The 19,812-nt window shown below is 65.8% G+C and carries 14 protein-coding genes; 8 read left to right on the forward strand and 6 right to left on the reverse strand.

Annotation, left to right across the window (positions count from 1 at the left end; translation table 11 throughout):
- Window positions 1-25: 25 nt before the first annotated feature.
- From def to JMY28_RS17420, 5 genes are all read right to left on the reverse strand, one after another.
- Window positions 26-559 carry a peptide deformylase gene (gene def, locus JMY28_RS17400; protein WP_158757664.1) on the reverse strand — a complete coding sequence of 178 codons (534 nt, stop codon included), beginning with the start codon at window positions 557-559 and terminating at the stop codon, window positions 26-28.
- Window positions 556-2,625 carry an NAD-dependent DNA ligase LigA gene (ligA, locus tag JMY28_RS17405; protein WP_201697160.1) on the reverse strand — a complete coding sequence of 690 codons (2,070 nt, stop codon included), beginning with the start codon at window positions 2,623-2,625 and terminating at the stop codon, window positions 556-558. The genes def and ligA overlap by 4 nt, the downstream gene beginning before the upstream one ends.
- A gap of 351 nt (window positions 2,626-2,976) precedes the next feature.
- Window positions 2,977-4,257, reverse strand: a complete 1,281-nt coding sequence (locus JMY28_RS17410) for a cell division protein ZipA C-terminal FtsZ-binding domain-containing protein (protein ID WP_201697161.1) — start codon at window positions 4,255-4,257, stop codon at window positions 2,977-2,979.
- Window positions 4,258-4,401: 144 nt separating this feature from the next.
- Window positions 4,402-7,920: a chromosome segregation protein SMC gene (gene smc, locus JMY28_RS17415; RefSeq protein ID WP_201697162.1), complete on the reverse strand. Its 3,519-nt coding sequence runs from the start codon at window positions 7,918-7,920 to the stop codon at window positions 4,402-4,404.
- Window positions 7,921-8,089: 169 nt separating this feature from the next.
- Window positions 8,090-9,193, reverse strand: a complete 1,104-nt coding sequence (locus JMY28_RS17420; protein ID WP_201697163.1) for a DMT family transporter — start codon at window positions 9,191-9,193, stop codon at window positions 8,090-8,092.
- 311 nt (window positions 9,194-9,504) lie between these two features.
- On the opposite strand from JMY28_RS17420, the gene dapC reads away from it, so the two are divergent.
- The 6 genes from dapC (at window position 9,505) to cls (ending at window position 15,807) form a co-directional block, all read left to right on the forward strand.
- Complete coding sequence (dapC, locus tag JMY28_RS17425; protein WP_201697164.1) at window positions 9,505-10,728, forward strand: succinyldiaminopimelate transaminase; 1,224 nt, start codon at window positions 9,505-9,507, stop codon at window positions 10,726-10,728.
- An 82-nt stretch (window positions 10,729-10,810) separates the two neighbouring features.
- Window positions 10,811-11,638, forward strand: a complete 828-nt coding sequence (gene dapD, locus JMY28_RS17430) for a 2,3,4,5-tetrahydropyridine-2,6-dicarboxylate N-succinyltransferase (RefSeq protein WP_201697165.1) — start codon at window positions 10,811-10,813, stop codon at window positions 11,636-11,638.
- Entirely contained in the window at window positions 11,638-12,003 is a 366-nt protein-coding gene (locus tag JMY28_RS17435) for an ArsC family reductase (protein ID WP_028204073.1), read from the forward strand. The genes dapD and JMY28_RS17435 overlap by 1 nt, the downstream gene beginning before the upstream one ends.
- 124 nt (window positions 12,004-12,127) lie before the next feature.
- Entirely contained in the window at window positions 12,128-13,267 is a 1,140-nt protein-coding gene (dapE, locus tag JMY28_RS17440) for a succinyl-diaminopimelate desuccinylase (RefSeq protein WP_201697166.1), read from the forward strand.
- Window positions 13,268-13,300: 33 nt separating this feature from the next.
- Window positions 13,301-14,197, forward strand: a complete 897-nt coding sequence (gene prmB / locus JMY28_RS17445; protein ID WP_201697167.1) for a 50S ribosomal protein L3 N(5)-glutamine methyltransferase — start codon at window positions 13,301-13,303, stop codon at window positions 14,195-14,197.
- A 167-nt stretch (window positions 14,198-14,364) separates the two neighbouring features.
- The gene (cls, locus tag JMY28_RS17450) at window positions 14,365-15,807 is read left to right on the forward strand and encodes a cardiolipin synthase (RefSeq protein ID WP_201697168.1); all 1,443 of its coding nucleotides are present in this window, start codon (window positions 14,365-14,367) and stop codon (window positions 15,805-15,807) included.
- 26 nt (window positions 15,808-15,833) lie between these two features.
- Here cls and JMY28_RS17455 read toward each other — a convergent pair whose 3' ends face one another.
- Window positions 15,834-16,316 carry a glutathione peroxidase gene (locus tag JMY28_RS17455; RefSeq protein WP_201697169.1) on the reverse strand — a complete coding sequence of 161 codons (483 nt, stop codon included), beginning with the start codon at window positions 16,314-16,316 and terminating at the stop codon, window positions 15,834-15,836.
- Window positions 16,317-16,477: 161 nt separating this feature from the next.
- Between JMY28_RS17455 and JMY28_RS17460 the strand changes: the two genes are divergently transcribed.
- A complete protein-coding gene (locus JMY28_RS17460; protein WP_201697170.1) occupies window positions 16,478-18,427 on the forward strand; it encodes an ATP-binding cassette domain-containing protein in 1,950 nt (649 codons plus the stop codon).
- Between the two features lie 92 nt (window positions 18,428-18,519).
- Complete coding sequence (locus tag JMY28_RS17465) at window positions 18,520-19,758, forward strand: CaiB/BaiF CoA transferase family protein (protein ID WP_236596905.1); 1,239 nt, start codon at window positions 18,520-18,522, stop codon at window positions 19,756-19,758.
- Window positions 19,759-19,812: the final 54 nt, after the last annotated feature.

The raw sequence follows: 19,812 nt of genomic DNA on the forward strand, positions 1-19,812 counted from the left end.
CCCGTTTTTCATGCTGCTTTGATCTTCAGTCGTCGCTGTTCGGGTCGAGTTCCGGAAACAGAACCTCGGTAAAGCCGAACTTCGAGAAGTCGGTAATGCGCATGGGGTACAGCTTGCCGATCAGGTGGTCGCATTCGTGCTGGACAACCCGTGCGTGAAAGCCCTCCGCCACACGCTCGATGGGCGTGCCGTACTGATCGAAGCCGTCATAGCGGATCATCGAATAGCGGCTCACGGCGCCACGCATGCCCGGCACCGAAAGACAACCCTCCCAGCCCTCTTCCATGTCGTGTGACAGAGGATGGATGACCGGGTTGATGAGCACGGTTTGCGGCACAGCCGGCGCTTCGGGATAGCGCTCGTTCTGCTCGAAACCGAAGATCACCACCTGCAAGTCGACGCCGATCTGCGGGGCGGCCAAGCCCGCGCCGTTCGCCGCGTGCATGGTGTCGAACATATCGGCTATGAGTTCGTGCAGTTCGGGCGTATCGAAGTGATCGACGGGCCTGGCAATGCTGAGCAGGCGCGGATCGCCCATTCTGAGAATTTCGCGAATCATGTCGTTTGCCCCTCCAGGAGCTTGCGCATTCCTTCTTCGTCGAGCACCGGCACACCGAGTTCCTCGGCTTTTGCGAGCTTGCTGCCCGCATCGGCGCCCGCCACCACATAATCGGTCTTCTTCGAGACCGAGCCGGCCACCTTCGCGCCGGCCGCCTCCAGCATCTCCTTCGCCTCGTCGCGCGAGAGCGTGGGCAGCGTGCCCGTGAGCACCACCGTCTTGCCGGCCAGCACGCCCACCGGCGCCTTCGGCGCGGGCGGACCTTCCGCCCATGTTACTTTGCCCGGCGCGCGCAGTTGCTCGATTACCGTGCGGTTATGCTCTTCCGCAAAAAATTCGTGAATTGCGAGCGCGACGATGGGACCCACATCGTTCACTTCGAGCAGTTCTTCGACCGACGCGCTCATGATCGGATCGAGCGAGCCGAAATGTTTGGCGAGATCCTTGGCCGTCGACTCGCCCACGTGCCGAATGCCGAGAGCGTAGATGAAGCGCGCAAGCGACGTGGATTTGGCCTTTTCGAGCGAGTCGAGCAGGTTTTGCGCCGATTTGTCGGCCATGCGATCGAGCTGCGCAAGCGCGCCGAAGCCGAGACTGAAAAGATCGGCGGGCGTGCGCACGAGGTTCTGGTCGACCAGCTGGTCGATGATCTTCTCGCCCAGTCCGTCGATATCGAGCGCACGGCGCTGGGCGAAGTGCCAGAGCGCCTGTTTGCGTTGCGCCGGACAGAAGAGACCGCCCGTGCAGCGAGCGATCGCCTCGTCGGGCAGACGCTCGATGCGCGATCCACAGACCGGACATTCGGTCGGCATCACGAACTCGTGGGCGTCGGCCGGACGGCGGTCCATGAGCGCACTGACCACCTCGGGAATTACGTCGCCGGCGCGCCGCACAATCACCGTATCGCCGATGCGGATGTCCTTGCGGCGCACTTCGTCTTCGTTGTGGAGCGTGGCATTGGTCACCGTCGCGCCGCCGACGAACACCGGTTCGAGCCGCGCAACCGGCGTAATCGCGCCTGTACGGCCCACCTGTACGTCGATGGCCAGCAGCTTCGTCAGTGCTTCCTGGGCCGGAAACTTGTGCGCGAGCGCGAAACGCGGCGCGCGCGAAACGAAGCCGAGCGCGTCCTGCTCTTCGCGGCGGTTCACCTTGTAAACCACGCCGTCGATGTCGTACGGCAGGCCATCGCGCTTCTCGCCAACGGTGCGGAAGAATTCGAGCAGACCTTGCGCGCCCTTCACGACCGCACGCTCGGAATTGACCGGCAAGCCCATTTCCGCGTACCAGTCGAGCAGTTCGCTATGGGTGGCCGGCATCGGCTCGCCCTCGAGCACACCAATGCCGTAAGCGAAAAACGAGAGCGGCCGCTGCGCGGTGATCTTCGGATCGAGCTGACGCAGGCTGCCCGCCGCCGCGTTGCGCGGGTTCGCAAATTCCTTGTGACCGGCGTCGCGCTGACGCTGGTTCATGCGCTCGAAGTCGCGGCGGAACATCAGCACCTCGCCGCGCACGTCGAGCACCTTCGGCACGCGCTTGCCCTTCAGGCGCAGTGGCAGCGAGCGGATCGTGCGCACGTTCTCCGTGACGTTTTCGCCGGTCGCGCCGTCGCCGCGCGTTGACGCCTGGACAAACACGCCGTCGACATAGCGCAGCGAGATGGCGAGGCCGTCGAACTTGAGTTCAGCAGCATATTCGACCGCGCCGACTTCGGCGCCCGCGATCTTGCCGAGCGCATCGGCCACGCGCTTGTCGAACGCAACGATATCCTCGTCGGCAAAGCCGTTGTTGAGCGAAAGCATCGGCACGTCGTGCACCACGGGCTCGAAGCCCCCGGCGACCTCTCCGCCCACGCGCTGAGTGGGCGAATCGGGCGTGATGAGATCGGGATGCGCGGCCTCGATCTGCTGAAGTTCGCCGAACAGCTTGTCGTATTCCGCGTCGGGCAGCTCCGGCTGGTCGAGCACGTAGTAGGCGTGATTGGCACGCTCGAGTTCGGCGCGCAACCACACCGCGCGCTGCGCAGCGGTGGCTTCTTCGGGAGGACGGGCGGGGGTACGGACCATGCCTTGGGCGACTCGCTGTTGGAAGTGATTTCGGACGTCAGATTATCTCAGGAAGCGGCGCGTGTCGCATCGGCTGAACGGCCAACTTCGGGCCATCTTCGTGCGCCGCCGAACGGCCCTCCCAAGGTCCTGGCCGAATGGCTAACGCTGCGTCCGTAGCATTGACGCCCGGGTGGTGCAATGCGAACTTGAATGCACCGCAACACGCGTGCCGGTAACGGCGATCAAACACCCATGACCGAACGCCTGGACCTGCGGGCGCCGACCGCGCCGTGCCGCCCGCGCACAAAAAAAGCGCGGCGCCCTTACGGCGCCGCGCCTTGTCTATTGGCGGGTGGCAGGCCTTCTGCGTTACTGGCTGAACAGTCGCCGAGTGGCCGGCGAGCCGGCCGGAATGCCGGCCTGCTCCAGCTTCGCGTAGAGCGTCATGAGCTGCTTGTCGATCGACTGCAGCACGGACTCCGGCAGCGGCCGGCGCTGGTCGTCGACCACGCGCCCGCCAATGCGCTCGGCGAGCGACTTCGCGTAGTCGCACATGAGGCGGAAAGGCAGGATGTCTTCGTCGGCCACGGGCACGTCGAGGATCAGCGTAATCAACTCGCCGCCCTTGTACGTGAGGTCGTCGCGCAGGAAATTGGTGTCGCCGAACTGCAGCATGAACACGGGACTCTGCTTCGCGTCGAGCTTCACGAAGCGCGTGCCGTCGCGCGAAAGCAGGAGACCGTCCTGCGCGGCCACGGCCTGCACGTAGTTTGCCGACCACGGCGCGCCGTCCGACATCACGTTGATGGAAAGCTGCGCATCGCATTGCGCCGCGAAGCCGTCCAGTTCGCGCGCCATCGCGACCGTTTCCATCATGTCCGGAAACTCGGGCGCAGCGTCGAGCGCGTCGGCAAACTGCTGCACGCCGGTCACGAATTCCGAGAACTCGAGTTCGTTGAGCGGACCGTTGCGGTTCGCGAGTTGCGCAGCTGCACGCAACTCCTCGTAGCGCACGCCGCTTTGCAGCAGTTCCCAGCCATCGCCCCCTTCGGGTTTGCCTTCGATGTGCACCGGCTTGCTGCCCGCACGGCGCAACCGCTGCGCAAACGGAATCACCCGCTCGCCCGCTACCGTTGCGCCGAGCCGAATCGGCACGATGCAGTCGATGCGCCGGTCGACTACGGCCGGCGGCGCCGAAGAGATCGTCGTGGCGGCCGGCATGACCGGCTCGATACGCTCGGCTTCGTCGTCGTCCTTCGCGGATTCCGGGGCAACCGCGCTTGCGGCCGGAGTGCTCTCGCCGCGCTCCTGCGTAGCCGCTTCGTCCTCCGGAAAGCCGTTAGGTGTCGTTGTTTCCGCCTGGATGTCGGCCGGCGTGTCGAGTGGCGCCACGGTCCCGAAACCCGGCTCCACGCGCTCGGCTTCCGAGCCGGCCGCAAGCGAAGGCTCACGGCGCGACGGTGCGTGCGCCGGTTCGATGAACGGGCTTTGCTCCTGGAACTCGTCGCGCTGCGGCGCCTCGACTGCCTCTTCCGGCATTGGGCGCGGCATGCGCCGGCGCACCCTCGCCCCTTGCCACGCGTTGTACACCACCACGCCCCCGACTACCACGGCGCCCGCGCCGATCAACCCGAGAGTCAACTCGTCCATGCATGCTCCATCAGCAATTCTTATTCGACGGCGCGCGCATTGTGCGCGCCGTTTCTCTGGCAAGCGCATTGCGCGCGGCGGCTGCCTTGACGTCGGCGCCGCCGGCAACGCAACGCGCGCCGCCCGTTAGACCGTATAAATCGATTAGACCGTATTCTGGGCGAAACCCGCCGCCGTTTCCATGTCGACCGCGACGATGCGCGAAACGCCCTGCTCCTGCATCGTCACGCCAATGAGCTGCTGCGCCATCTCCATGGCGATCTTGTTGTGCGAAATGAACAGGAACTGTGTTTTGTCCGACATCGCGCGAACAAGGTTCGCGAATCGCTCGGTGTTCGCGTCGTCGAGCGGCGCGTCCACTTCGTCGAGCAGACAGAACGGCGCCGGGTTGAGCTGGAACATCGCGAACACGAGGGCCGTGGCCGTGAGCGCTTTCTCGCCGCCCGAAAGCAGGTGGATCGTCGAATTCTTCTTGCCGGGCGGCTGCGCCATCACTTGCACGCCCGCGTCGAGAATTTCGTCGCCAGTCATGATGAGCTTCGCCTGGCCGCCACCGAAGAGGCGCGGGAACAGCTCGCCGAAATGACGGTTCACTTCGTCGAAAGTGCCCTGAAGCAGCGTGCGCGTTTCCTGGTCGATCTTGCGGATCGCGTCTTCGAGCGTCTCGATCGCACTCGTGAGGTCGGTGGACTGGGCGTCGAGGAAGGTCTTGCGCTCCTTCGCCGCGGCCAACTCGTCGAGTGCCGCCATATTGACGGGCCCGAGCGCGGCGATCGCGTTATTGATGCGTGTGACTTCGCCTTGCAGGTACGACGGCTTCATATCAGCCGTGAGCTTTTCCTGCAGCGCGGCCTCGTCTACGCCAGCCGCCTGAAGCTGCTCGACAAACTGCTCGCCATTCAGGCGGGCCGCCTGTTCCTTCAACTGAAGCTCGGTGATACGGTCGCGCAGCGGCTGCAGCGCGCGTTCAGCGGCAAGGCGCGTTTCGTCGGCGGCACGCAGCTTCGCGGTCAAGTCGTCGAGTTCGGCGCGCGCAGCGCGCAGCGTGTCTTCCTTCTGCGCACGGATTTCCAGCGCGTCCTGCAGGCCCGTGTGCGCGGTCTGCTCGTTGATCGTTTCCAGCTCGGCGCGCGCGTCTTCGAGCGAGGCGGCCACGCGTTCGCTCTGATCGTGCGCGACCTGAATGTTGCGCCTCAGCTCTTCGATGCGGTTCGCCATGTTGCGCGCCGCAAAGCGCGCGTCTGCGGCCGCGCGTTCGAGATCGCGCGCCTGGTTGCGCGCCGCGCCGAGTTCCTCGTCGAGCGCTTCGAACGCGAGTTGGTTGTCCTCGAAGCGAGCTTGCAGTTCGGCGAGTTCGGCGTCGTGGCGTTCGAAGTTCGCTTCCGACTCCGCCCGCAGCGCGCGCTGCTCTTCGATCTGTGTACGAATCTCGTCCAGTTCTTCACGGATCTGCGTGCTGCGCGCCGTGTAGCGCTCATGCGCCTGCGTGAGCTTCAGCACATCCATCTGCAGTGCGTGCACGCGCTGGGTCGCGCGCTCGGCTTGCTGGCGCACGTCCGTGAGTACCTGCGCGGCCTGCGTATGCGCGGCTTCCGCGCGCACGACAGCGGTGCGCGCCTCATCGGCGAGCAATGCTTGAGCACGCACCTGGCGCTCGAGATTCTCGATCTCCTGCTGACGCGCGAGCATGCCAGCCTGCTCGGTGTCGGCGGCGTACAGCTGCACGCCCACGCGCGTCACCACGTGACCGGCTTTTACGACGAACGCGCAGCTGCCTGGCAGCTGCGTGCGCTGGGCAAGCGCCTCGGCAAGATCGTTGGCAACGTAGGTCGAGCCAAGCCATTCGGTGAGCACCGCGCGCAAGCCCGCGTCGTCGATACGCACGAGCGAAAGCAGCGGCGTGAGGCCCGCGGGCGCGGCGCTTGCCTGACCCGCGACAGGCGGCGAATAGAACGCGAGCTTCGCAGGCGGTGCGTCGCTCGCGAATGCCTTCACCCAGTCGAGGTTCGACACTTCGAGCGCGGCGAGCCGCTCACGCAGCACGGCTTCGAGCGCCGTCTCCCAGCCCGCTTCGACGTGCAGCTTCTTCCAGAGCCGCGGCAATGCGCCCAGTTCATGACGCTCGAGCCACGGCTGGATCTTGCCTTCCGTTTGCACGTTTTCCTGCAACTGCTTGAGTGCGGCGAGGCGGGCTTCGAACTGGTGGATCTGCGCGTTTTCAGCCTGCACGCGTTCATGCGCGGCACGGCGCTCCGCGTCGAGGCGCGGCACCGTTTCCTGCGCATCCGCGAGACGCGCCTGCGCCTCGTGAAGCACTTCCTCCTGCTCGGCCAGCTGCATGCGCAGCTCTTGGAGCTGGGCTTCGTCCGGCGCGTCGAGTCCGCCTTCCTCCGACTTCAGCCGCTCATGGCGTTGCTGAAGCTGCTGGAGCATCTGGTCGGCGTTGCGCTGGTGCGCGGCTTCGAGCTTGATGGCCTGCTCGGTGCGCGCGATGCCCGCGCGCTCGTCGTTCAGTTGCGTCTGTGCGTCGCGCCAGCGGTTTTCGAGCGCGGGCAGCGCTTCCTGCTTTGCCGCCGCATCGTCCTCCGCGAGCGCCGCCTTTTCCTCGGCGATCGCCAGTTGCTCCTCGGCGTCTTCGATGTCGTCCTGCGCCTTCTGCGCCTGAACTTGCCACTGCTCGCGCTGCGCGGTGAGCGCGGCGATCTGCGCCTGCGCGCGGTTGCGCGACTCGACGATGAACTTGATCTCGGCTTCGAGACGGCTCACTTCGGCGTTCGCTTCATAGAGCGCGCCTTGCGCGCCCTGCATGGCGTCGCTTGCCGAGTAGTGGGTCACGCGCAGCGTTTCGAGCTGCGCTTCCACCTCGCGCAGCTGCGCGGTATGCCGCTCAAGGTCGATCTGCGCCTGCTCGATCGCGCGTTGCTGGCGTTGCTGTTCGCCCGCCGCCTCGTTCTTGCGCAAGAGCCACAGAAGGCGCTGCTTTTCCTCGCCTTCGGACTGCAGATCGCGGAATTTCGTGGCGACGACTGCCTGGCCCTCGAGCTTTTCGAGGTTGTTGGACAGTTCGCGCACGATGTCCTCGACGCGCGTGAGGTTTTCGCGCGTGTCGTGCAGGCGGTTCTCGGTCTCGCGGCGGCGTTCCTTGTATTTCGAAACGCCCGCGGCCTCTTCGAGGAACACGCGCAGCTCTTCGGGCTTTGCCTCGATGATCCGCGCAATCATGCCCTGCCCTATGATCGCGTACGCGCGCGGGCCGAGGCCCGTGCCGAGGAAGATGTCCTGGATATCGCGCCGGCGCGCCGGCAGGTTGTTGATGTAGTAGCTCGAAGTGCCGTCACGCGTGAGCACGCGCTTCACGGCGATCTCGGCATACTGACCCCACTGCCCGGCGGCCCGGCCGTCCGCGTTGTCGAACACCAGTTCGACGCTCGCGCGGCTGCCCGGCTTGCGCGCGGTGGAACCGTTGAAGATGACGTCCTGCATCGACTCGCCACGCAGCTCGGATGCCCGGGATTCACCCAGCACCCAGCGCACCGCGTCGATGATGTTGGATTTCCCACAGCCGTTCGGCCCGACCACCCCGACGAGTTGGCCCGGAACCTGGAAATGCGTGGGATCGACGAATGATTTGAAGCCAGCGAGTTTAATCGAGGTCAGACGCACGGCGATATCGCTGTTTGAATAGTGGTGAACGGGACCGCCCGTGCCGTGCGTCGCTTGCCGCCGCGAATCCGGTATCGATCGCACGGCGGCGCAGTGCGCACAAGGCAGGCGCCACGGCTCGCCGCACGAACGCGCATGCGCGCGAGCGGTCGGCGGGAATCAGCGGCAATCATACCATCGCACGCGCGCCATTCCGCGCGCGGGAAGGCCCTGGACCCGAGCCGCCGCCTGCGCCCCCATCGCGGTTGCCGCCGCCGTTGCCATCATCGCCGCCGGGGTCGCTGCCGTCGGCGTCGTCCGCGTCATCGGTGCGGCTGGCGTCGGCGTGGGTCATGACGCTCGCGTCGGCGCCCACGTGTGCGCCGCGCTTGCGCGCGTCCTGCGCGCGGTGCACCCAGCTCGACAGCAGGGAAGCGAGCACGATACACGCGCCGCCCGCCCATTCGCGCGGGCCCGGGGTCTCGCCCGCGAAGAGCCACGACGTGAGCGCCGTCACGACGATTTCGAACAGCATGATGATCGAGGCGCGGTTCGCCGGCACGCGGGCAAGCCCGTACTGAACGAGCATGTTGTTGGTGCCGAGCACGATGCCGAGCGCGAGCACCAGTAGCACGACGCGCGCGAGATGCTCGCCTGCCGGTGCGGCCGACATCGGCTCGAAGCAGGAGGTCAGCGCGCCGAAGAGCGCGGCGCCCGCGAAGATCGTTGCGGTGCGCATCTCCGGCTTCATGTGCGGAAGCACGCGGCTCGTCTTCACGACGAGCACGTTACTCATCGCGAAACCCATGCCGCCAATGAGACCCGCCCATTCGGCGGCGTTGGCGGGCAGCGGCACGCCGAGCTGCGGCGACCACAGCATCAGCACCGCACCGAGGAGCGACAGCGCCGCGAGCGCACCTCCCGCCCAGTTCAGGCGCTCGTGCAGGATGAAGTGCGCGAAGATCGCTGTCCAGGCCGGGGTCAGATAGAAGAGCAGCAGGACGCGCATCACTTCGCCGTGGATCGCGCCCCACACGAAACCCACGTTGGTCACGCCCGCGGCAAGCCCGAGCATCGGCAGGACCCAGTGCCAGCGCACGGTCGCGAGCGAGCGCCAGCGCAGCGCGAGGACGAAGAGGCAGCCGGCTGCACTCGTCGCAGCGCTGGATGCCGTGCCGGTGAGTCCGGCGGCCGCCAGCATGCGCAGCGGATACCAGACAAAACCCCATACGGACGCGCCAATCATGATGGCGAGCGTTGGCCACGCGGCGCGCAAGCCCGTGCTCTGGCTCATTGCTTGTGCTTCCCTCGACCCGGCCCCGGCCGCGCATTCGCAGCACCGGCTTCGTTGTTCGAAACGCGATTCGAAAATTCCATGCTTTTCCTTTGTCTTGTCGTCCGGCGAGCACCGGCTGCGCCAAGGCGGGATCTGGCCGGCGCCCGCGGCAGCAACGGCGCCACGCTATAATCAAAGGCTTGCAGCTCCAAGGCCGCGCCGCCGTGTTTTCGCCGAGCCCAGCGCAACTGGCTCGCCGGCCCGCAGTGGCCGCCCCAATCCTGCGCGCCACGCCATCCGTCTTTCGCCCACGCCTGTCCGACGCCCAAGTGAATCCGCTACTCGACACCCTTCAGTCCTATCCCTTCGAAAAGCTGCGCATACTCTTCAAGGACGTCACGCCGAACGCCGGCCTGCGCCATATCAGCTTCGGGATCGGCGAGCCGAAACACCCCACTCCTGCGCTGATCCGCGACGCCATCGTGGCATCGCTCGATGGCCTCTCGTCGTACCCGGCCACAGCGGGCACGCCCGCGCTGCGCGAGTCGATTGCGAACTGGGTGAAAGCGCGCTACGGGCTGCCGGCCATCGACGCAGCCACGGAAATCCTGCCGGTCTCTGGCTCGCGCGAAGCGCTGTTCGCGCTGGCGCAGGCCGTGATCGACCCGACAGCGGGCGTGAAAGACCCGGCGAAGCGGGCGATCGTACTCTGCCCGAACCCTTTCTACCAGATCTACGAAGGCGCCGCGCTGCTGGGCGGCGGCGAGCCGTACTTCGTGAACAGCGATCCGACCCGCAACTTCGCCTGCGACTATTCGCAGGTTCCCGAAGAAGTCTGGGCGCGCACGCAGCTGCTGTACGTGTGCTCGCCGGGCAATCCCACGGGCGCCGTGATCACGCTCGACGACTGGCGCGAGCTGTTCGCGCTTTCCGATCGCTACGGCTTCGTGATCGCCTCGGACGAGTGCTACTCGGAAATCTATTTCGACGAAGCGAATCCGCCGCTCGGCGGTCTCGAGGCCGCGCACAAGCTGGGCCGCGGCTTCGAGCGTCTCGTCATGTTGTCGAGCCTTTCCAAGCGGTCGAACGCGCCGGGCATGCGCTCGGGCTTCGTGGCCGGGGACGCCGCCATCCTCAAGCAGTTCCTGCTGTACCGCACCTATCACGGCTCGGCGATGTCGCCGGTCTGGCAGTCCGCCAGCATCGCGGCCTGGGGCGACGAGGCGCACGTGCGCGAAAACCGCGCGAAATACGTGACGAAGTTCTCGACCGTCACGCCCATGCTCGCCGACGTGCTCGACGTGAAATTGCCCGACGCCGCGTTCTACCTCTGGGCCAACGTCGCGCGCACCGGCCTGACCGACACCGCGTTCGCCCAGCGTCTCTACGCCGACTATAATGTGACGGTTCTGCCCGGCTCGTTCCTCGCGCGCGAGGCGCATGGCGCGAATCCGGGTAAAGACTTCGTCCGCATGGCGCTCGTCGCCGACGTCGAGGAGTGCATCGAGGGCGCGCAGCGCATCGTCGAGTTCTGCCGCTCGCTCAAACCGTAAAGCCTTTCTCGTGCGCGCCGGGGTCCTGCACCTCGCTGCGCGCAACACCGCTTTCAACCATCAATCTCACGAAATCACCACCATGTCGCAACAACTTCAGCAGATCATCGACACCGCCTGGGAAAACCGCGCCGATTTTTCGCCCAGGTCGGCCCCGAACGACGTGCGCGAAGCCGTCGCCCACGTCATTTCCGAGCTGGACCGTGGCGCGCTGCGCTGCGCCGAGAAGAAGGACGGCGACTGGGTCGTCAACCAGTGGGTGAAGAAGGCCGTGCTGCTGTCGTTCCGCCTGGAAGACAACGCGCCGATGCCCGCGGGCGGCTACAGCCAGTTCTACGACAAGGTGCCCTCGAAGTTCGCCAACTACACGGCTGAAGACTTCGCCGCGGGCGGATTCCGCGTGGTGCCGCCGGCTATCGCGCGCCGCGGTTCGTTCATCGCGAAAAACGTCGTGCTGATGCCGTCGTACACCAACATCGGCGCGTACGTCGATGAAGGCACGATGGTCGACACGTGGGCCACGGTTGGTTCGTGCGCGCAGATCGGCAAGAACGTGCACCTCTCGGGTGGCGTGGGCATCGGCGGCGTGCTGGAGCCGCTGCAGGCCAACCCGGTCATCATCGAAGACAACTGCTTCATCGGCGCGCGCTCGGAAGTCGTGGAAGGCGTGATCGTCGAAGAGAACTCGGTGATCTCGATGGGCGTGTATCTCGGCCAGTCGACCAAGATTTACGACCGGGAAACCGGCGAAGTGTCGTATGGCCGTATTCCGGCGGGCTCGGTCGTGGTCGCGGGCAACCTGCCCTCGAAGGACGGCTCGCACAGCCTCTACTGCGCCGTGATCGTCAAGAAGGTCGACGCGAAGACGCGCGCCAAGGTCGGCCTGAACGAGCTGCTGCGAGGCGACTGATGGCGAAGTCTGCCAAGACCGTTGTCTACGGCATTCCGAACTGCGACACCGTGAAGAAGGCCCGCGTGTGGCTCGAAGAGCACGGCGTCGAGTTCGAGTTTCACGACTTCAAGAAGGCGGGCGTCTCGAATGCGCTCGTCCAGGACTGGCTCAAGGACGTGTCGCTCGATCAGCTCATCAACAAGCGCGGCACGACCTGGCGCGGCCTTTCGGACGTGCACAAGGCCGAAGCCGACACGACCGCCGGCGCGATTGCGCTGATGATCCACAAGCCGTCGATCATCAAGCGGCCCGTGGTCGTGGTGAACGGCCGCGTGAAGACGCTCGGCTTTTCCGCCGACCAGTATGCGGAGCTCTTCGCTTGAGCGCCGTGTGAGACCGGTGCGCCTGGTCTGCTCCATGGCACTCGAGCGCGCACGGTCATGACAAGTTGTTGCCGGCCCCTGCTCCATCAGCGGCGCCGGCATTTTTATTGAAAGTGGTCTTTTTATGTCCGCCACCCTCGCCCTTACCGAAGCCCTGATCGCGCGCGCGTCCGTCACGCCCGACGACCAGCACTGCCAGCGCATCATGACCGAACGCCTCAGCGCGCTCGGCTTCGCGTGCGAAACGATCGAATCCAACGGCGTGACGAACCTGTGGGCCGTCAAGCGCGGCACCGCGGGCGCGCAAGGCCCGCTGCTCGCCTTCGCGGGCCACACCGACGTCGTGCCGACCGGCCCCATCGAACAATGGAGCTCGCCGCCGTTCCAGCCCTCGCACCGCGACGGCGTTCTCTACGGCCGTGGCGCCGCCGACATGAAGACCTCGCTCGCGGCCTTCGTGGTGGCAAGCGAAGAGTTCGTGGCGATGCATCCGCAGCATCGTGGCGCCATCGCGTTCCTCATCACGAGCGACGAGGAAGGCCCGGCTACCGACGGCACCGTGAAGGTCGTCGAGGCGCTAGAGGCGCGCGGTGAGAAGATGGATTACTGCATCGTGGGCGAACCCACTTCGACCCATACGCTCGGCGACTGTGTGAAGAACGGCCGCCGCGGCTCGATGTCGGGCAAGCTCGTCGTGAAGGGCGTGCAGGGGCATATCGCCTATCCGCATCTCGCGAAGAACCCGGTGCATCTGCTGGCCCCCGCGCTCGCCGAACTCGTCGCCGAAAAGTGGGACGACGGCAACGAATACTTCCCGCCCACCACGTGGCAGGTGTCGAACATGCACAGCGGCACGGGCGCGAGCAACGTGATTCCGGGCCACGCCGACGTGATGTTCAACTTCCGCTTCTCCACCGCGAGCACGGTGGAAGGCCTGCAAAAGCGCGTGCACGCCATCCTCGACAAGCACGGCCTCGAATATGACCTGCACTGGAGCGTGAGCGGCCTGCCCTTCCTCACGCCGCGCGGCGCACTCTCGAACGCGCTCGCAAAAGCGATCCACGACGAAACCGGCGTCACCACCGAACTCTCGACCACGGGCGGCACGTCCGATGGCCGCTTCATCGCGCGCATGTGCGAGCAGGTGGTGGAGTTCGGGCCGCCCAACGCCAGCATCCACAAGATCGATGAGCATATCGAAGTGAAATTCATCGATCCGCTCAAGAACGTATATCGCCGCGTGCTCGAACAGCTGATCGCCTGACCGGCCAACCAAACACGCTCTGGAGTCCAGAACATGACCCATCCGCTAGCCGCTACCTTTGCCACTGTTCGCGACCTGCTGCGCTACGGTGTCTCGCGCTTTTCGGCCGCACAACTGGCCTTCGGCCACGGCTCGAGCAACGCCTACGACGAAGCCGCGTACCTGGTTCTGCACACGCTGCACTTGCCGCTCGACCTGCTCGACCCGTTTCTCGACGCGCGCCTCACGACCGAGGAAATCGACAAGGTGCTCGGCGTGATCGAGCGCCGCGCAACCGACCGCGTGCCCGCCGCCTACATCACGCAGGAAGCGTGGATGCACGGCCTGCGCTTCTACGTGGATGAGCGCGTCATCGTGCCGCGCTCGTTCATCGGCGAGCTGCTCGCAGACGGCCTGCAGCCCTACGTGGAAGATCCCGAGCAGGTCAGCGCGGTGCTGGAACTGTGCACCGGCTCGGCCAGCCTCGCGATTCTCGCGGCGCACGCGTTTCCGAACGCCGACATCGACGCCGTCGATCTCTCCGCGCCCGCGCTCGAAGTGGCGAAGCGCAACGTGCACGAACACGATCTCGACGAGCGCATTGCCCTCTTCGAAGGCGACCTGTACGCGCCGCTGCCCGAGCGCCGCTACGACGTGATCATCACGAACCCGCCGTACGTGAATGCCGACTCGATGCAGGCGTTGCCGCCCGAGTATCGCCACGAGCCGGAAATGGCGCTCGCGGGTGGCGCGGACGGCATGGACATCGTGCGCCGCATCGTCAAGGACGCACGCAACTGGCTCACCGATAACGGCGTGCTGGTGGTCGAGATCGGCAACGAGCGCGAGAACGTGGAAGCGGCGTTCGGCGGCCTGGACATCGTCTGGCTCTCGACGAGCGCCGGCGACGATCAAGTCTTCCTGATTCAGGCCTGCGACTTGCCGGTCTGACCGATCTGCGCGAACGAGCCGCGGCGTCCGTGCGCCGTGTCTCGCTGCGTGCAGGACTGGGACGATAGCCGTCGTCGCAGCGGGTTCGGTAAGATTGAGCCCTCCGGCCGTGCGCTTCCCCGCGCGGGCCGGCCCTGCGTCCAGCTGAAGGAGCGTCCCACGCATCTATGCGATTCGACTGGTCACACCTCGGCACGCTGCTCGCGATCATCCATCTGCTTGGGCTGATCGCGGCGTGCCACGCGATCCTCAACACGCGCACCTCACAGGGCGCGATTGCCTGGGCCGTCTCGCTCGCGACGATGCCCTATCTCACGCTCGTCCCGTATCTCTTTCTCGGCCGCAGCAAGTTCGCGGGCTATGCCGACGCGAGGCGCCTGCGCAACGAAACATTGCGCTCACACGCTCACGCGCCGGATTGGGACAAGCTCGTATCCGCGGGCGAATGGCCAGCCGACGAACTGGGCGTACGCGTGATCCGCACGTTCGCGCGCCTGGGCGGCATGCCGCTCGTGCCGGGCAATGCCGTGCGCACACTCGTGAATGGCGAAGCGACGTTCTCCGCCATCTTCGATGCAATCGAACGCGCCGAGCACTACGTGATCGTGCAGTTCTTCATCGTGCGCGCCGACGCGCTCGGCGACATGCTGAAGGACGTGCTGCTCGACTGCAGGAAACGCGGCGTGCGCGCGTACTTGCTGTACGACAGCATCGGCTCGTTCGACCTGCCCGCCAGCTACGTGCACGAGTTGCAGGACGGTGGCGTGGAAGTGCACCCGTTCTCCACGAAGCGCCACTTCGTCAACCGCTTCCAGCTCAACTTCCGTAACCACCGCAAGATCGTCGTAGTGGACGGCCAGCACGCGTTCGTGGGCGGCCACAACGTGGGCGTCGAATACCTGGGCGCGAATGCGCGCCTCTCGCCCTGGCGCGATACGCATATCGAACTGCGCGGACCGGCGGTCGCCAACGTGCAGTTCGCCTTCACCGAAGACTGGTATTGGGCCACCCAGCAGCTCCCCGGCTGCGAGCCGCCCACCGTCGTGCCGCGCGACGGCGACGACATGTACTGCCTCGTCTTGCCCACGGGTCCGGCCGACCGCCAGGAGACCTGCTCGCTCTTCTTCGTCGAGGCGATCAACGCCGCGAAGAAACGCCTGTGGATCACCACGCCCTACCTCGTGCCCGACGAAGCCGTGTTCTCGGCGCTGCGCCTCGCGGCGCTGCGCGGCGTGGACGTGCGCATCATGATCCCGAGCCGGCGCGACCATTACGTGGTGTTCGAAGCGTCAATGCTGTACGCCTTCGATGCGGTGCGCGCGGGCATCCGCATCTTCCGCTACAAGCCGGGCTTTTTGCACCAGAAAGTCGTGCTGATCGACGACGTGGCTGCGGCCATCGGCAGCGCGAATCTCGACAACCGGTCGTTTCGCCTGAACTTCGAGATCATGGTGCTGACGGTGCATCGCGGCTTCGCGGCCGAAGTCGAAGCGATGCTGCTGCGCGACTTCGAAGAGACCTTCGAGATCGACCGCAGCGAGTACCGCGACGCGCCCGCGTGGCGCAAGATCACGATGCACCTCGCGCGGCTCTTCGCGCCGATTCTGTAACGCGCGCCTTTTCCGCCGGCCGACGCTCAGAGCTGCTTTTCGATGTCCGCTGCGATCGCCTCAGGCTTCGTCACGGGCGCGTAGCGCTTCACCACGCCGCCGTCGCGGTCGACCAGAAACTTCGTGAAGTTCCACTTGATGCCTTCGAGCCCGAGGAGCCCCGGCGCCTCGCCCGTGAGCCAGCGATACAGTGGGTGTGCGTTCGCCCCGTTCACGTCGATCTTCTCGAACATCGGAAACGTGACGCCGTAGTTCTTCTCGCAGAAGCTGCCGATCTGCGCGGCGTCGCCGGGCTCCTGCTTGCCGAACTGGTTGCACGGAAAGCCGAGCACCGCGAGCCCGCGCGCGGCGTACTGGTCGTAGAGCTTTTGCAGGCCCGCGTACTGCGGCGTGAATCCGCACTCGCTCGCGGTGTTGACGATCAGGAGCACCTTGCCCGTATAGCGCTCGAGGCTCACCGGCTCGCCGCCGCCGAGCGGTTGCGCCGAAAACGAATAGATCGATGTCATCTGGCTCTCCCGTGGAAAAGCGCCAGTCTACGTGAGAAAGCATGCAATTAGCACTCGACCAAACGGCTAGCCGTTCGGCCAATGCCGGCCGGAGCGCGCCCAGGCTGCGCGCCCCGGTCTAAAATAGCGCTTTCTTTCGTTTTCTTCCTGCCGGCGCCGTCGTGATCCGCTTCAACCAATTCAGTCTTGCACGCGGCACCAAGCCGCTTTTCGAACAGACCTCGTTCACGCTGAACCCCGGCGAAAAGGTCGGTCTCATCGGCGCGAACGGCGCGGGCAAATCGACCCTGTTCGCCGTGCTGCGTGGCGAACTGCACGCGGACGCCGGCGACTTCTCGCTGCCGCCGTCCTGGCGCATCGCGCACGTCGCGCAGGAAACCCCGGCGGTCGAGCGCACCGCGCTCGACTACGCGCTCGACGGCGACGCCGCGCTGCGCGAAATCGAGGCCCGCATCGCCGCAGCTTCGGCCGCGCACGACGGCGCAGCCGAAGCCGAAGCGCACGGCGCTTTCGCCGACGCCGACGGCTACACGGCCCCCGCGCGCGCCGAAGCGCTGCTGCTCGGCCTCGGCTTCACGCTCGAGCAAACGCGCCAGCCCGTGACGAGCTTCTCGGGCGGCTGGCGCATGCGTCTGAACCTCGCGCAGGCGCTCATGTGCCGCTCCGACCTGCTGCTGCTCGACGAGCCCACGAACCACCTGGATCTGGACGCGATCGTCTGGCTCGAAGACTGGCTGCATCGCTATCCCGGCACGCTCGTCGTGATTTCGCACGACCGCGAATTCCTCGATTCGATCTGCGATGTCACACTGCACCTGGAAAACCAGCAGATCAAGCGTTACGGCGGCAATTACTCGCAGTTCGAGATCTTGCGCGCGCAACAATTGGCGCTCCAGCAGAGCGCGTACGAAAAGCAGCAGCGAACCGTCGCGCACCTGCAAAGCTTCATCGACCGCTTCAAGGCCAAGGCCACCAAGGCGCGCCAGGCGCAAAGCCGTGTGAAGGCACTGGAAAAGATGGAGCTGATCGCGCCCGCGCACGCGAGTTCGCCGTTCACATTCGAGTTCCGCACGCCCGACTCCGCCCCCAACCCCATGCTCGTGATGGAAGATGTGCGCTGCGGCTATCGGGCCGAAGACGGCAGCGAAACGCCCATCGTCGAACGCGTCACGCTCTCGATCCAGAACGGCCAGCGTATCGGCCTGCTCGGCGCGAACGGCCAGGGCAAGTCCACGCTTATCAAGACGCTCGCGGGCACGCTCACAGCGCTTTCCGGCGAACTGCGCACGGGCAAGGGCCTGCAGATCGGCTACTTCGCGCAGCATCAGCTCGAAACGCTGCGCCCCGACGACTCGCCGCTCCAGCATCTCGCGCGCCTCGCGCCCGACACACGCGAGCAGGAACTGCGCGACTTCCTCGGCGGCTTCAACTTCCCGGGCGAGATGGCCACTGCGTCCATCGCACCCTTCTCGGGCGGCGAGAAGGCGCGCCTCGCGCTCGCGCTCATCATCTGGCAAAAGCCCAACCTCCTGCTGCTCGACGAGCCGACCAACCACCTCGACCTCGAAACTCGCCATGCGCTCACCATGGCGCTCGCACAGTTCGAAGGCACTCTGATCCTCGTGTCGCACGACCGGCATTTGCTGCGCGCCACGACCGATCAATTCATGCTGGTGGCGAAGCATCGTCTGCAACCGTTCGACGGCGACCTCGACGACTACCGCGACTGGCTGCTCCAGCATGCGGCCGAGCAACGCGCGGCGCTCAAGGAAGCCGCTTCCGGCACGGCGGATGCGGCAAATGGCGCCAATACTGGCGACAGCGTCAATCGCAAGGAACAGCGGCGCCAGGAAGCGGAGCAGCGCCAGAAGGTTGCCCACCTGAAGAAGCCGTTACAGGCGAAAATCGGCAAGATCGAAAAGGAAATGGATGCGCTCAACACCGAAAAGAGCACGCTCGACGCGTTCGTCGCCGACCCGGCGAGCTACGAGCCGGAGCAGAAGAGCCGCTTGACCGAGGCGATTCGCCGCCAGGCCGAGGTTGCCTCGCGCCTCGAAACGCTCGAAGCCGAATGGCTCGATGCGCACGAGGAACTCGAGCAGATCGGCTAGCGCAGCTTATAGTGGCCGCTGCGGTGGCCACTGCGTCACCATCGCGGCGCTAGCCGCGCTTTTCGCCAAGAATATTCGCCAGGGAGCCACGAGTGTCGTCACCCGCCGCATTGCAGGGCCTTCGCGTACTGGATCTGACCCGCCTCCTGCCCGGGCCCGTAGCCACCTTGCGGCTCGCGGAAATGGGCGCCGATGTCCTGAAGATCGAACCGCCCGGCGCGGGCGACGCGGCGCGCGTGATGATGCAAAGCGCAGTGGACGAAGTGGCCGCGCGCCCCGGTGCGTTCTATCGCCTCGTCAACCGCGGCAAGCGCGAAACCCGCGTCGATTTGAAGACTGAGAGCGGCCGATCGGTGTTGTTCGCGCTCGCGCGTGACGCCGACGTGCTGGTCGAAAGTTTCCGGCCCGGGGTGATGGACCGCCTCGGCGTAGGCTACGAGACATTGCGCAAGGTCAATCCGAAACTCGTCTACTGCGCGATCACGGGCTACGGCTCGACCGGCCCGTTCGCCGGCCATCCGGGCCATGACATCAACTATGTCGCCTATTCGGGAGTACTAGACCAACTGGCCTCGCGCGACGGCACGCCGGTGCTGCCCAATTTTCAGATCGCCGACCTGCTCGGCGGCGCGCTCAGCGCGGTCACACAGATTCTCGCGGCGCTCTGGCATGTGGCACGTGGCGGCGAGGGCCGTTTCGTCGACGTTTCGATGGCGCACGCGAGCTACGCGCACAACGTGATCGCCCAGGTCGCGCTAGCCAACGACGACGCCGCGGCGCTGCAGCCAGGCGGCGGCCTGCTCAACGGCGGTGTGCCCTGCTACAACCTCTATCGCACTCAGGACGGGCGGTGGCTCGCGGTCGGCGCGCTCGAATTGAAGTTCTGGCAGACGCTATGCCAGGCCATTGGCCGCGACGACTGGGCCGAGCGGCACTGGAGTCTTGGCCAGGCAATTGGTGGCGCGGATGCCGCCGCGCTCACGCGCGAACTGGCGGCCATCATCGAGTCGGAGTCGTTGCAGACCTGGATCGACCGTCTGGAGGCAATCGACACCTGTGTTTCGCCAGTCCTCACGCCAGGCGAGGCTTCGCGCCATCCCCTCTTCAATGCCGAAGTGCTGCAAGCCATGATGGACGAAATGTCCGCCCGGCAGACGCAGCAGGCCGCGCCCGGTATGCAGGCTGCGCCTTTTCAGCCAGGCGGTGAGCCGCAAGGCGCGCATTCCTTCCAATCCGCCCGGCCGGTCCAACCCACCCAACCCGGCCAGGGTGCCGACACCTCGGGCGCGCCTGGCGGGAAAAAGCCCTTCACCTACGGTCCTTGGGGCTAGCCCCCCGCGGCGCACGCCACACCATGCGTGAGCACAATGCAAAATGGGCGCCTC

Source organism: Paraburkholderia hiiakae, assembly GCF_904848665.1.
GTDB classification, from domain to species: Bacteria; Pseudomonadota; Gammaproteobacteria; order Burkholderiales; family Burkholderiaceae; genus Paraburkholderia; species Paraburkholderia hiiakae.